The organism is Rufibacter radiotolerans (assembly GCF_001078055.1).
Taxonomy (GTDB): Bacteria; Bacteroidota; Bacteroidia; order Cytophagales; family Hymenobacteraceae; genus Nibribacter; species Nibribacter radiotolerans.
In genome coordinates this window covers 2,721,985-2,735,302 of record NZ_CP010777.1, presented here as the reverse complement: position 1 = coordinate 2,735,302, position 13,318 = coordinate 2,721,985, and the positions used below count along the sequence as shown (strand labels likewise).

At 46.6% G+C, this 13,318-nt stretch carries 11 protein-coding genes; all 11 read left to right on the top strand.

What is annotated here, in order from left to right:
- Window positions 1-35: 35 nt before the first annotated feature.
- Genes TH63_RS11375 through TH63_RS11325 form a run of 11 tightly spaced genes read left to right on the top strand, consistent with a single transcriptional unit; the run spans window position 36 to window position 13,307 of the window.
- Complete coding sequence (locus TH63_RS11375; protein WP_048921042.1) at window positions 36-3,047, top strand: TAT-variant-translocated molybdopterin oxidoreductase; 3,012 nt, start codon at window positions 36-38, stop codon at window positions 3,045-3,047.
- Between the two features lie 18 nt (window positions 3,048-3,065).
- On the top strand, window positions 3,066-4,487 hold the full coding sequence (gene nrfD / locus TH63_RS11370) for an NrfD/PsrC family molybdoenzyme membrane anchor subunit (RefSeq protein ID WP_048921041.1): 1,422 nt from the start codon (window positions 3,066-3,068) through the stop codon (window positions 4,485-4,487).
- The gene (locus TH63_RS11365; RefSeq protein WP_048921040.1) at window positions 4,480-5,004 is read left to right on the top strand and encodes a DUF3341 domain-containing protein; all 525 of its coding nucleotides are present in this window, start codon (window positions 4,480-4,482) and stop codon (window positions 5,002-5,004) included. The genes nrfD and TH63_RS11365 overlap by 8 nt, the downstream gene beginning before the upstream one ends.
- Window positions 5,004-5,714 (top strand): c-type cytochrome, encoded by a 711-nt coding sequence (locus tag TH63_RS11360; protein WP_048921039.1) that lies wholly within the window; start codon window positions 5,004-5,006, stop codon window positions 5,712-5,714. The genes TH63_RS11365 and TH63_RS11360 overlap by 1 nt, the downstream gene beginning before the upstream one ends.
- 20 nt (window positions 5,715-5,734) lie before the next feature.
- Window positions 5,735-7,015, top strand: coding sequence for a hypothetical protein (locus TH63_RS11355; protein WP_048921038.1), 1,281 nt, complete (start codon window positions 5,735-5,737; stop codon window positions 7,013-7,015).
- Between the two features lie 23 nt (window positions 7,016-7,038).
- Window positions 7,039-8,100 carry a cytochrome c oxidase subunit II gene (locus TH63_RS11350; protein WP_053093791.1) on the top strand — a complete coding sequence of 354 codons (1,062 nt, stop codon included), beginning with the start codon at window positions 7,039-7,041 and terminating at the stop codon, window positions 8,098-8,100.
- A 23-nt stretch (window positions 8,101-8,123) separates the two neighbouring features.
- On the top strand, window positions 8,124-9,953 hold the full coding sequence (locus tag TH63_RS11345) for a cytochrome c oxidase subunit I (RefSeq protein ID WP_048921037.1): 1,830 nt from the start codon (window positions 8,124-8,126) through the stop codon (window positions 9,951-9,953).
- Window positions 9,954-9,956: 3 nt separating this feature from the next.
- Window positions 9,957-11,033 carry a COX15/CtaA family protein gene (locus tag TH63_RS11340; RefSeq protein WP_048921036.1) on the top strand — a complete coding sequence of 359 codons (1,077 nt, stop codon included), beginning with the start codon at window positions 9,957-9,959 and terminating at the stop codon, window positions 11,031-11,033.
- 53 nt (window positions 11,034-11,086) lie between these two features.
- A complete protein-coding gene (gene cyoE / locus TH63_RS11335; RefSeq protein WP_048922775.1) occupies window positions 11,087-11,938 on the top strand; it encodes a heme o synthase in 852 nt (283 codons plus the stop codon).
- 9 nt (window positions 11,939-11,947) lie between these two features.
- Window positions 11,948-12,544 (top strand): cytochrome c oxidase subunit 3, encoded by a 597-nt coding sequence (locus TH63_RS11330; protein ID WP_048921035.1) that lies wholly within the window; start codon window positions 11,948-11,950, stop codon window positions 12,542-12,544.
- Window positions 12,545-12,560: 16 nt separating this feature from the next.
- Entirely contained in the window at window positions 12,561-13,307 is a 747-nt protein-coding gene (locus tag TH63_RS11325; protein ID WP_048921034.1) for a cytochrome c oxidase subunit 3, read from the top strand.
- The last annotated feature ends 11 nt before the right edge of the window (window positions 13,308-13,318 follow it).

Below are 13,318 nucleotides of genomic sequence, written 5' to 3'. Positions count from 1 at the left end.
CAATTCCATATCCTGAATTTGAGTTTTTGAGATATATGCAAGAAACAATTAAATACTGGAGAGGGGTAGAGGAGTTAAACAACACTCCGGAATTCCAGAAGCATGCTCATAATGAGTTCCCTGAGTTCCTGCCAGTAAGTGAAGCCAGCGGATCAGAGTCTGCCTCTGAGGTGGCTCCAAGACGTGATTTCTTAAAACTGTTAGGTTTTGGTGTAGCTGCCGTTACCCTTGCTTCTTGTGAGGCACCGGTAAGAAAGGCTATCCCTTACCTTCATAAGCCGGAAGAAGTAGAGCCGGGTGTGCCCAACTGGTATGCCTCTTCTTACTTCAATGGCAGCGACTATAACAGTGTTCTGGTGAAGACCAGAGAGGGGAGACCTATCAAGTTAGAAGGTAACCCACTTTCCCCACTTACCAAAGGTGGCCTTAGCCCAAGAGCGCAGGCCTCTGTGTTGAGCTTGTATGACAACAACCGTCTGCAATACCCAACCATTCAGGGAAAGAAAGCTACCTGGGAGAAAATTGACCAGGAGGTACGTACCCGTCTGACGGGTGCTGCCGGAAAAGTAGCCATCGTTTCTAACACCATCATCAGCCCAAGCACCAAAACGGTTATCCGCCAGTTTGGCGCTCAATTCCCTTCTTTTGAGCATGTAACCTATGATCCAAAGTCATCGGCAGCGCTTTTAAGAGCGAATGGTGGCACCGTTCCTGGGTATGATTTCAGCAAGGCCATGGTCATTGTGAGCCTTGGTGCCGATTTCCTGGGTACCTGGTTATCTCCGGTGGAATACGCGAAGCAATACATTACTAACCGTAAAATCACTGCTGACCGTCCGGTAATGTCTCGTCATTACCAGTTTGAGACTAACATGACGCTTACCGGCTCTAACGCCGACGTTCGTGTGCCTATCAAACCTTCTGAGTATGGTGCAGTAGCTGCCGCTTTATATAATAAAGTAGCTGGCGGAGCAGGTGGAACAGCTATTCAGGCTCCTTCTACCACGGCTGCCAAGCAAATTGATGCCGCTGCAAAAGAATTGCTAGCCAACCGTGGCAAAGCCCTGGTGGTTTCAGATTCAAATGATCCTGCTGTACAGGCATTGGTAGCCGCCATGAACTCCTCTTTAGGTGCTTTAGGAACTACCATTAATCCTAATGCTCCTTCTTACGTGCGTCAGGGGGATGATGCTCAGATGATCCGTTTGATCAATGAGATGAATGCCGGGTCTGTAGGTGCCGTTATATTCTACGGTGCCAACCCAGTATATGACCACCCGCTGAGCAAGCGGTTGGTTACTGGCTTAAGCAAAGTGAAGGTGAAAATCTCTTTTGCTGACCGCGCGGATGAGACAGCAAAATTGGTAGAATACGTTTGCCCAGACAGCCACTACCTGGAGTCTTGGAATGACTATGAGCCTAAGAAAGGTTTCCTGAGCTTAGCTCAGCCTACCATCACTACTATTTTTGACACCAGACAAGCACAGGACACGCTTCTTAAGTGGAGTGGATCTACCTCTGATTATTACTCCACCATCCAGAAGAACTGGGCTGGTATTGTAGGAACAGGTGCAGCCTGGGATAAAGCAGTGCACGATGGGGTGGCAACTGGTTCTACCGGTGCCAACAACCCTACAACTACTGTAGCCCCTATTACCCTGGCCGCCGCTGCAACAGGCGTAAATGGAACTGCTCGTAACAATGCCAAAGGTATTGAACTGGCTATCTATGAGAAAGTAGCCATAGGACCAGGTGTAGAAGCCAACAATCCTTGGTTGCAGGAGATGTCTGATCCTATTACCAAAGCTACCTGGGACAATTACGTAACCATGTCTCAAGCATTGGCTAAAAAGCTATCGCTTGAGCAAAATGATATCGTACGCGTTACGGTAAAAGGCAAAGAGTCTATTGAGCTGCCTGTTTTGGTTCAGCCAGGTCAGGCGCAGGATACTATTGGTATTGCCATTGGCTACGGCCGTAAGGCTGCCGGTCCAGCCGCTGACAACGTAGGAGCAAACGTATATCCATTGGCAACAGTGGCCAACGGAGCGGTGCTTTACTCTGCAGCAGGGGTGGAAATTTCCAAAACCGGAGCAGATAAGCCAATAGCCCAGACTCAGACCCACCATACAGTAATGGGCCGTATTGTAGTGCAGGAAAACACCCTGGCTAACTACAAGAAAGACCCTAAGAGTGTAACTGAGTATATCCGTATTGCTACGCCAGATGGTCCTGAGAAACCTCAGAAAATATCTTTGTGGCAGGATTATGAGTATAAGAACCACCACTGGGGAATGGTCATTGACCTTAACTCTTGTATTGGTTGCGGAAGCTGTACCATTGGTTGCCAGGTAGAGAATAACGTACCGGTAGTAGGTAAGCAAGAGGTTCTGAACCGCCGCGAAATGCATTGGTTAAGAATTGACCGTTACTACAGCAGTGATGCTACCCGTGAAGACGGCGGATTTGAGAAAATGGAAGATCCATCTGAGAACCCTTCTGTTATCTTCCAGCCTATGCTTTGCCAGCACTGTAACCACGCTCCATGTGAGACGGTTTGTCCGGTTGCTGCTACCATGCACAGCACAGAGGGTCTTAACCAAATGGTGTATAACCGTTGCGTAGGTACTCGTTATTGCGCCAACAACTGTCCGTATAAGGTTCGTCGTTTCAACTGGTTCAACTATGCGAACAATGAGAAGTTCGACTACCAGATGAACAATGACCTTGGTAAGATGGTGTTGAACCCAGATGTGACCGTTCGCTCACGTGGGGTAATGGAGAAATGCTCTTTCTGTGTTCAGCGTATTCAGTACGGTAAACTGGAAGCTAAGAAAGAAAGCCGCCGTCCGGTTGACGGAGAGATCGTCACTGCCTGTGCGCAGTCTTGCCCAACTAACGCGATTGTATTTGGAGATATGCTGGATCCAAAAAGCCAGATCTCTCAGATCCTGACCCGCGAACAAGGCGAGCGTGCTTTCCATGTGTTGGAAGAGTTGAACACTCAACCAAACGTGACCTACTTAACTAAAATCAGAAACGCTTAATTTAATACAAAACGATATATGCAGCACGTATCTCCGATAAGAGAGCCCTTAGTAACTGGGGGTAAAACTTATGCAGACATCACGGAAGACGTATGTCGGCAGGTGGAAGCCAAGCCGAATATCCGTTGGATGATGGCCCTGGGGGTTTCTCTGGTTTTTCTAGCGATTTTCTTCTACTCTGTGTACCGTACCTTATGGTTTGGTATTGGGGAGTGGGGACTAAATAAAACGGTAGGTTGGGCATGGGACATCACCAACTTCGTTTGGTGGGTAGGTATTGGTCACGCCGGTACCCTTATCTCGGCCATCTTACTTTTGTTCCGCCAGAAATGGAGAACCTCCATTAACCGCGCAGCAGAAGCGATGACTATTTTCGCGGTAATATGCGCGGCCATGTTCCCGGTTCTGCACATGGGTCGTCCTTGGTTAGCCTACTGGGTATTGCCTTTGCCAAACACCTTCGGTTCCCTTTGGGTGAACTTCAACTCCCCGCTTCTTTGGGACGTGTTCGCGATCAGTACTTATTTCTCAGTTTCCCTGGTGTTCTGGTACATTGGTCTGATTCCAGACTTTGCTACTATCCGTGACAGAGCCACAGGCCCAATCGCTCGTAGAGCCTACGCGTTGCTAAGCTTCAACTGGACTGGTTCTGCCAAGCACTGGTCTCGTTACGAAACCGTTTCCCTTATCCTGGCTGGTCTAGCAACCCCACTGGTACTTTCGGTACACACCATTGTATCCATGGACTTTGCAACGTCAGTAATCCCAGGCTGGCACACGACTATCTTCCCTCCCTACTTTGTGGCAGGTGCGATCTTCTCAGGTTTTGCTATGGTACTGACCTTGATGATTATTACCCGCAAAGTGTTCAAGCTGGAAGATTACATCACGCTGGAGCACGTAGAATCCATGAACAAGGTAATTACCTTAACAGGATCTATTGTAGGTGTGGCCTATATCACGGAGTTCTTCATTGCCTGGTACTCAGGGGTGGAATACGAGCAGTATGCCTTCATTAACCGTGCTACCGGTCCTTACTGGTGGGCTTACTGGTCCATGATGACATGTAACGTAATCACACCACAGCTCTTCTGGTTCCGGTCTATCCGCAGAAGCTTAACCGCTACGTTCATCATCTCTATCTTCGTAAACATAGGTATGTGGTTTGAGCGTTTCGTAATCATTGTTACTTCCCTGCACCGTGACTTCCTTCCATCCAGTTGGGTGATGTTCTCCCCAACTTCTATTGATGTGGGAATTTATGTAGGAACTATGGGCTTGTTCTTTACCTTGTTCCTTCTGTTTGCTAAATTCTTCCCGGTAGTGAACATGGCGGAAGTGAAAGCTATTTTGAAATCGTCTTCTGGAGTAAGCCATACCAACAATCCAGACGCATCTATGCATGGCACAGCACCTAACAACTCTCACAAACATGACTAGTAAGAAATATATACTCGGTGTATTTGACGACGAGGATGTGCTGCTGAACGCCATTGAAAAGACTCGCGCGGCAGGCACAAAAATCTATGACGTATTTTCCCCGTACCCAATCCACGGGATTGATGATGTGTTAGGAATCCAGCGTTCCCGGTTGCCTATCGTGGCTTTCTTCTGTGGCCTTTGCGGAACTTCTTTCGCTCTATGGATGCAGATTTATATGCTAGGATTTGACTGGCCAATGATCATTGGTGGTAAACCACATATTTCAATCCCTGCTTTTATCCCGGTAACGTTTGAGTTAACCGTACTTTTTGCCTCTTTTGGCATGGTGATCACGTTCTTTATCATCAGCGGCTTGCGCCCAACTATGAAAGTACCGGTAATGGACGTACGATCTACAGATGATAAGTATGTAATGGCCATTGAATGGAAAGAAGGCACTGACATTACCAAATTGAATGATCTTCTCCGTTCCAACGGGGCTATTGAAGTTAACGAGAAGGAGGTAGTTAAATAATGAACAGTTTATTTAGAACAGGGGCTAAAGCCTCCTTGATCCTTTTTTCTTCCGCGCTTCTGGCATCTTGCGGAAGCGATAACCAGGATCCCGGTACTGAATATGCCCCGGATATGTACCACCCGGTATCTTATGAACCACTAAAACAGTTAGAGGGCAATAAGAACGCCATCAATCCCGGTGGAATGAACATGCGGGTACCTGCTGCCAATACCATTGCCAGAGGTAAACTTGGGTTTTACACCCATATCTCAAAAGATAGCGCTGAAACAGCAGGCGTAGAACTTAAAAACCCTGTAGCCAGAACTAGCAAGAACCTGGAGGATGGTAAAGTGCTTTATCTTCGTTTTTGTTCTCCGTGCCACGGTGAAACGGGGCAAGGGGATGGTTTGGTAGGAGCTAAATTCAAAGGGGTTCCTAACTATACCCAAGGCCGTTACGCTACCTTACCCATTGGGCATATCTACCACGTGATTGTGAATGGCCGCGGCCGGATGATGCCACATGGTACCCAGGTGAACCCTCAGGAACGTTGGAAGATTGCTATGTACGTGCAGCAATTACAAAAAGGGGTGACAGATACCGAGGCAGGTGATGCCAAGGATACTGGATCCCAAACCAGCGATGCTCCAGCGGGCGCCAGCACTGACCAGAACACAAACCCAGTAACAGGTACTACTACTGATCCTACCAAGGACACGCGTAACTAACCTTTAAAGGTAAATTTTAAATGATAACGGAAGAAAGACTTAGTATCTCTAAAAGAACCACCAATAGGTTCTTCTTCATGATAGCCATTGGGCTGGTTCTGTTAGTCCTCGGTGTTATCATCGCGGCTAACTTTAGTGGCGGCGGACATGGAGAGGCACATGGGGGAGAAGCCACCCACCATGCAGCAGGCTGGGGCCAGCGGTTACTGGCAAACCTATGGTTGAATAACGTGTACCTGACCGGTATATCTGTAGTAGGTGTTCTTTGGATTGCCATCCAATATGTAGCCTACGCCGGCTGGTCAGCATCCATCAAGCGTATTCCTGAAGCATTGGGTAGCTATATCCTTGTGGGTGGAATCATCATGATTCTAATATTTGTGTTACCAATCATTTTCACGGGCCACAATACGCTTTTCCACTGGACAGACCATTCCCTCACGGAAGTAGGCAACCCTAATTATGACCCAATTATTGCGGGCAAATCAGGGTACCTGAACGTTACCTTCTATGTGATTAGAATGGTGGCTTACTTTACCTTGTGGTTCCTGTTCTTCAGATGGTTGCGCAATGAATCATTGGCAGAGGACCTGAATGGTGGCCTGCACCATTACAACAAGAGCATCCGCCTGAGCGCCGCCTTTCTTGTAATCTTTGGGGTTACTTCTTCTATGTCAGCCTGGGACTGGGTTCTTTCCATTGACCCTCACTGGTTCAGTACTATGTTTGGTTGGTATGTATTTGCCAGCTGGTGGGTATCTGGAATAGCTGCCGTAACCTTGACCATCATCTTCCTGAAGCAAGCCGGTTATTTGCCAATGGTTACTGCTAACCACTTGCATGACTTAGGTAAATTCATCTTCGGTTTCAGCATTTTCTGGACCTATATCTGGTTCTCCCAATTCATGTTGTATTGGTATGCCAACCTTCCTGAAGAAGTGTTATACTTCCAAGAGCGTATGGGCGCCTACAACAACCATTACACCTGGATATTATTCTTCAACCTTTTGATAAACTTTGCCTTCCCTTTCCTTGTTTTAATGACAAGAGATGCAAAGCGTCAAATGATCATGTTAAAGATTGTTTGTATTGCTATCCTGATCGGGCACTGGTTTGACTTCTATCTGATGATCATGCCTGGAACTATGCGGGGCGAGAGTGGCTTTGGACTGATTGAAATTGGTACTGCTCTTACTTTCCTGGGTATCTTCTTGTTAAGATTCACCAAGGAATTAAGCAAAGCACCATTGGTTCCAGTGAACCATCCGTTCCTGGAGGAGAGTGTTCACCATCACGTTTAAGACTAAATTTAAAGATTCGGATAATGATTACGATTGCAGTAGCACTATCAATCATCCTTTTACTGGTCATCCTGTACCTGCTTTTCAAAATTCAGGTGTTGGCTTCTATCTTCAAAGGAAGTTACCGGAAAGACATAGGAAAGAGCAACAGAGTGAACGCCGCCTTAATGTTGGTATTCTTCTTTGTAATGGGAGGCTTGTTCATCTGGTCCTTTATGGATTCCCAGAAGGACATGATCCTTCCGGTGGCGTCTGAGCACGGCATTGATATTGACAGCATGTTCTGGTTAACAATGGCTGTTATTGGATTTGTGTTTGTTTTGACTCATATCCTCTTGTTCGTTTATTCTTACCGGTACCAACACAAAGAAGGAAAACGAGCCTATTATTATCCACATAACAACAAGGTAGAGATTATCTGGACGGTTATACCGGCTATTGTAATGGCACTTCTTGTATTCTCTGGATGGAAAACCTGGGCTAAAATTACCAGCCCAGCTCCAGAGAGCGCTGTGGTGGTGGAGATAATGGGTAAGCAGTTTAACTGGTTAGTGCGTTACCCAGGTGGAGACAACAAATTGGGTTTGGTAAAGCATACGCTTATTGATGCCACCAACGAATTTGGTTTGGACCTGACTGATAAAAACGCCCAGGATGACTTCCCGGCAGAGCCAAGTGCTTTCCACGTGCCAAAAGGCCAGCCGGTTTTGTTGAAGATCAGAGCCAGAGACGTAATCCACAGTGTGTTCCTTCCCCACTTTAGAGTGAAGATGGACGCTGTACCAGGTATGCCTACTTCCTTCTGGTTTATTCCTACCAAGACAACTTCTGAAATGCAGACCGAGACCGGTAATCCTGACTTCAATTATGAGTTAGCCTGTACAGAAGTTTGTGGTCGTGGTCACTTTGCCATGAAGATGACCATGATTGTGGACGAACCGGAAGAGTACCAGAAATGGGTAGCTACTCAACAAGCGAAAACCTTTGCCAAGCAACTACAAGGATCTGCCACTGACAGCACAGCTGTAGCGCTTAATTCTTCAGATGCCGCAGGCGCTGCCAACAGCTCTGCTCCAAAACAATAGTTATAAATTATTAACAGTATTGTATGTCTAGTACGGATATTTCATTACATAAGGATGTGCACTTAGAGCACGATGATCATCATGATGACCATCATGATCAGAGTTTCCTTGAGAAGTACATCTTCAGCCAGGACCATAAAGTAATTGCTAAGCAGTTCCTGTTTGCGGGTATTTTCTGGGCAATCATTGGCGGTACCTTCTCCAGCCTTTTCCGTTTACAGTTAGGTTTCCCAGATGCTACCTTTACTTTCCTAGAGCCATTTCTAGGAAAATGGGTAGAAGGTGGAAAGCTTAACCCTGAGTTCTACCTGGCGCTTGTAACAATGCACGGAACCATCATGGTATTCTTTGTATTGACAGCCGGTCTAAGCGGAACATTCAGTAACTTCCTTATTCCTCTGCAGATTGGTGCCCGTGATATGGCATCTGGATTTATGAACATGCTTTCTTTCTGGTTCTTCTTTATCGCCAGCGTGATAATGTTCTATTCCATCTTCCTGGAGACGGGTCCTGCCGCAGGCGGGTGGACGGTTTACCCGCCACTAAGTGCTTTGCCTCAGGCTATATCTGGCTCTGGCGCAGGTATGACCATGTGGTTGGTAAGTATGGCTTTGTTTATCATCTCCCAGCTTTTGGGTGGGGTAAACTATATTACCACCGTAATTAACTTGCGGACCCGTGGTCTTTCCATGTCTAAATTACCTTTGACCATCTGGGCCTTCTTCCTGACGGCTGTCCTTGGGTTATTGGCATTCCCGGTACTTTTCTCTGCGGCCCTTCTTTTGATCTTTGATCGTAGCTTTGGAACCAGCTTCTTCTTATCTGATATTTATGTCGCAGGGGAGGCCCTTTCACACACAGGGGGAAGCCCGGTCCTGTTTCAGCACTTGTTCTGGTTCCTTGGTCATCCTGAGGTGTACATCGTGATTCTGCCTACGTTTGGTATTGTATCTGAGGTCATCGCTACCAATGCACGTAAACCAATTTTCGGTTACCGTGCTATGATTGGCTCCATGTTAGGTATTGCCTTGCTATCCTTTGTGGTATGGGCTCACCATATGTTCGTCTCTGGCATGAACCCGTTCCTGGGATCTGTGTTCATGTTCCTAACGCTTATAATTGCGGTGCCATCTGCGGTGAAAGTGTTTAACTGGATTGCTACTCTCTGGAGGGGTAATATCAACTTTACTCCCGCCATGTTGTTCTCCGTGGCTTTCGTTTCTTTGTTTATCTCAGGCGGGGTTACGGGTATCATTTTAGGTAACTCGGCGTTGGATATCCAGTTACACGATACGTATTTCGTAGTGGCTCACTTTCACTTGGTAATGGGTTCAGCGGCCTTCTTTGGTATGTTTGCCGGTGTTTACCACTGGTTCCCTAAAATGTTTGGTCGTATGATGGATGAAAAATTAGGTTACCTGCACTTCTGGATCACCTTTGCAGGGGTTTACCTGATCTTCATGCCGATGCACTACATTGGTATAGCTGGTTTCCCAAGAAGATATTACACCTGGACTGGATTTGATACCTTCAGCACCTTCATGAACATGAACACGTTCATTACGGTAGCTGCGGTAATTTCTTTTGCTGCTCAGTTCTTCTTCTTGTTTAACTTCTTCTACAGCATTTTCAAAGGCAGAAGAGCCACAGAGAACCCTTGGAAGTCAAACACGCTTGAGTGGACCACTCCGGTCAACCCAGGTCACGGTAACTGGCCAGGACCACTTCCAGTGGTGTACAGATGGCCTTATGACTATAGTAAGCCAGGTGCTCCTGAAGACTTTATTCCTCAGAACGTACCTTTCTCCCAGACGCAGTCTTCTAACTTGCCGCACGAGAGGGATTTCGAATAAAGCATGGGAAGTAAATCTTTTAGTACTAAAAGGTTTAGAAGGGTAGGAGTACTCACCATTGCTTCTGTTTATTTTTTAATCTTAGTAGGGGGGATCGTCCGGAGTACGGGGTCAGGTATGGGTTGTCCAGACTGGCCAAAGTGTTTCGGGTCGTGGGTCCCCCCCACTAGTTTAAGCCAGTTGCCTCCAGATTACCTGGAAGTGTACAAGGAGAAACGGATTCAGAAAAATGAACGCATTGGCCAGCTCCTGCAGAATTTAGGTTTTACAAGAGTAGCAAAAGAAATATTTGCCCATCCGTCTCAATATATTGAAACGGAGTTCAATGCCACCAAAACCTGGATTGAATATGTGAACCGGTTAGTGGGGGTATTAATTGGGTTCCTTATCTTCTTAACCGTTCTGTACGCCATCCCTTTCTTTAAATCTGACCCTAAGGTGTTCTGGGGAGCTTTGCTCTCTTTTCTGCTGGTTGCTTTTCAGGGGTGGTTGGGTTCACTGGTAGTTTCTACCAACCTATTACCAGAAATGGTGACGCTGCACATGGCCTTGGCCCTGGTTTTGCTGGCTTTACTGATCTACATAGTAGAGCGGGTACACAGAGAGCAGTTATGGGCCAATGTCCAGGCTCCGTCAGGTAATGTGAAAGGCTTAATTGCTACCGTACTGGTCTTAACGTTCCTTCAGGTGATTTTAGGGACGCAGGTAAGGGAAGAGGTAGACATGGTTTCGTTTAACCTGAATAACCTAGGCCGCGAATCCTGGATAGATCAATTGGGTCTCTCTTTTTATGTTCACCGGTCTGCCTCTATTTTGGTTGTCTTGTTGAATGTAGTCTTGTTTTACGCAGTTAAGAAAACAGGGAACCAACGGCTGCTCTGCATCACAAAAGGTGTGCTGGGGGTAATTGTGATTGAAATTTTATTAGGTATCATCCTTTCCTATTTGGCTCTACCGGCATTTGCACAGCCATTACATTTGGTATTCGGTACAATTTTGTTCGGATTACAGTTCTGGTTGTTGATCACTTATTATTACACTTACAAACCTTACCAAGCTTCACCCGAATTGGTGGCATAATCACGTTTATGTACGTACAAGACGTAACATCCAGTGCCCAGACATCATCGGCTATGACCAAAGCAACCGCGTATTTTCAGCTTCTTAAGTTCCGGCTTTCTACCACGGTCGCTTTTTCCAGTGCAATTGGTTTTCTTTTGGGGAGACCAGATGCCAATTGGATAAGTACCGGGTTGGTTATGTTAGGTGGCTTGCTGGTAACGGGGTCTGCCAATATTATCAACCAGGTGCTGGAGAAGGATCTGGATAAGTTAATGAAAAGGACCGCCAAGCGTCCGCTTCCTACCGGAGCGGTTACGGTGCAGGAGGCAATTATCTATTGCGTGTTGCTAGGTGTAGCCGGGTTAACGCTCTTAGGGCTATATTTTAACTGGCTGGCCTCGGCTTTGTCTTTCCTGGGCTTGCTGCTGTACGGGTTCTTCTATACACCCTTAAAGCGCATTTCCCCAATCTGTGTTTTTGTAGGGGCCATACCAGGGGCATTGCCTCCTATGATAGGATGGGTGGCAGGTACCGGATATTTAGGCGTGGAGGCCTGGATCTTGTTCGGGATTCAGTTTATCTGGCAGTTTCCTCATTTCTGGGCAATTGCCTGGGTCTTGGATGATGACTATAAAAAGGCCGGGTTCAAGATGCTTCCTATGGCAGGAGGAAAGAACCTGAAGACCGCTATTCAGATCATGATCTACACGCTGTTGCTTATTCCGTTGGGGCTGTTGCCGCTTCAGTTTGGGATGGCGGGCAAAACGTCTGCGTTTATAGCGGTGGTTTGCGGGGCCTTGTTTCTGATGCAAACGTTCTATCTCATGCATACCTGCTCCAAGCGGGCTGCCATGAATATCATGTTTGGGTCATTTTTATACCTGCCAATTGTTCAGATTGCCTTTGTAGTGGACAAATTATAACACTTTCATATGCAAACCATACAAATGACTACAGATACAGAAATACAACCGGTGCAACGCCGGGTTAACCCGCTGAAGTTTATGCTTTGGCTCTTGATTGTAAGCATCGTGATGATGTTTGCGGCCTTCACCAGTGCCTACATTGTGCGGCGCGAAGAGGGGAACTGGCTAGAGTTTGATTTGCCTAATATCCTGTTGTTCAACACGGCCATCATTATTCTAAGCAGTGTGTTTATGCAATGGGCGTTAATTTCTGCCCAGAAGGATAACGTAAAGAACCTTAGAATTGCCTTGGTGCTAACCATAGCGGCAGGTACAGCTTTTCTGGTAGGCCAATGGATAGGCTGGGGCGAATTAGTTGCCAATAAGGTCTTCTTTGGGGGTAGCACCTCCAACCCTTCAGGTTCTTTTCTGTATGTATTAACTGGAGTGCACGCATTTCACTTAATCACAGGCTTAGTTTTTCTAATAATTGTAGTAATTTCGGCGCTTAAGTACAGGGTGCATTCCCGTAATCTTACCCGTATTGAGTTGTGCACAATGTATTGGCACTTCCTGGGGGCTTTGTGGATTTACCTGTATATTTTCTTAGTCTTGAACCATTAATAATTCTGTAACACATATGTCACAAACAACAACCTTTGAGCAGCCAAACACCGGTACCTGGGATGGCGGGAATGAGCCGTTTAAGGCAAGTTATGGCAAACTGATGATGTGGTTTTTCCTCCTGTCAGATGCTTTTACCTTTGGCGCTTTCTTAACAACCTACGGATTAGCCCGTCATAGACACCAGGCCTATGAAGGAACGCATGATGCTTTCACCTTCTCTACCGAGTGGTGGCCAATTCCTGACAAGGTATTCAACGCCTTCCCATTCTTCCATGGTATGGATTGGCCTTTGGCTTTTGTGGCCTTAATGACCATGATTTTGATCCTTTCTTCCGTGACCATGGTACTAGCCGTGGAAGCAGGCCACAGAATGGATAAAAATGATGTACAGAAATGGTTGTTGTGGACTATCCTGTTCGGGTCAATGTTCTTGGGTTGCCAGGCGTGGGAGTGGACTCACTTTATCTCCGGTACTGAAGACGGCATGAAGCTAGCCGACGGAACTGTTGTGCACGGCGCCAACCTGGTGGTGAACCAGTATGGCCCGCCCTTGTTTGCCGACTTATTCTTCTTTATCACTGGTTTCCATGGTACCCACGTTTTAAGTGGAGTAATCTTGTTGATCATGATCTTCATCAACACCGTTAATGGTGTGTACCACAGAAGAGGACACTATGAAATGGTAGAGAAAGTAGGTCTTTACTGGCACTTTGTAGACTTGGTTTGGGTATTCGTGTTTACCTTCTTCTACCTAGTGTAATTGTTTGACTT

Coding starts and splice junctions, on each gene's coding strand:
- TH63_RS11360 (WP_048921039.1), top strand. CDS start 5,004: ATGAACAGTTTATTTAGAACAGGGGCTAAAGCCTCCTTGATCCTTTTT.
- TH63_RS11330 (WP_048921035.1), top strand. CDS start 11,948: ATGCAAACCATACAAATGACTACAGATACAGAAATACAACCGGTGCAA.
- TH63_RS11375 (WP_048921042.1), top strand. CDS start 36: ATGCAAGAAACAATTAAATACTGGAGAGGGGTAGAGGAGTTAAACAAC.
- TH63_RS11325 (WP_048921034.1), top strand. CDS start 12,561: ATGTCACAAACAACAACCTTTGAGCAGCCAAACACCGGTACCTGGGAT.
- TH63_RS11365 (WP_048921040.1), top strand. CDS start 4,480: ATGACTAGTAAGAAATATATACTCGGTGTATTTGACGACGAGGATGTG.
- TH63_RS11345 (WP_048921037.1), top strand. CDS start 8,124: ATGTCTAGTACGGATATTTCATTACATAAGGATGTGCACTTAGAGCAC.
- TH63_RS11350 (WP_053093791.1), top strand. CDS start 7,039: ATGATTACGATTGCAGTAGCACTATCAATCATCCTTTTACTGGTCATC.
- nrfD (WP_048921041.1), top strand. CDS start 3,066: ATGCAGCACGTATCTCCGATAAGAGAGCCCTTAGTAACTGGGGGTAAA.
- TH63_RS11355 (WP_048921038.1), top strand. CDS start 5,735: ATGATAACGGAAGAAAGACTTAGTATCTCTAAAAGAACCACCAATAGG.
- TH63_RS11340 (WP_048921036.1), top strand. CDS start 9,957: ATGGGAAGTAAATCTTTTAGTACTAAAAGGTTTAGAAGGGTAGGAGTA.
- cyoE (WP_048922775.1), top strand. CDS start 11,087: ATGACCAAAGCAACCGCGTATTTTCAGCTTCTTAAGTTCCGGCTTTCT.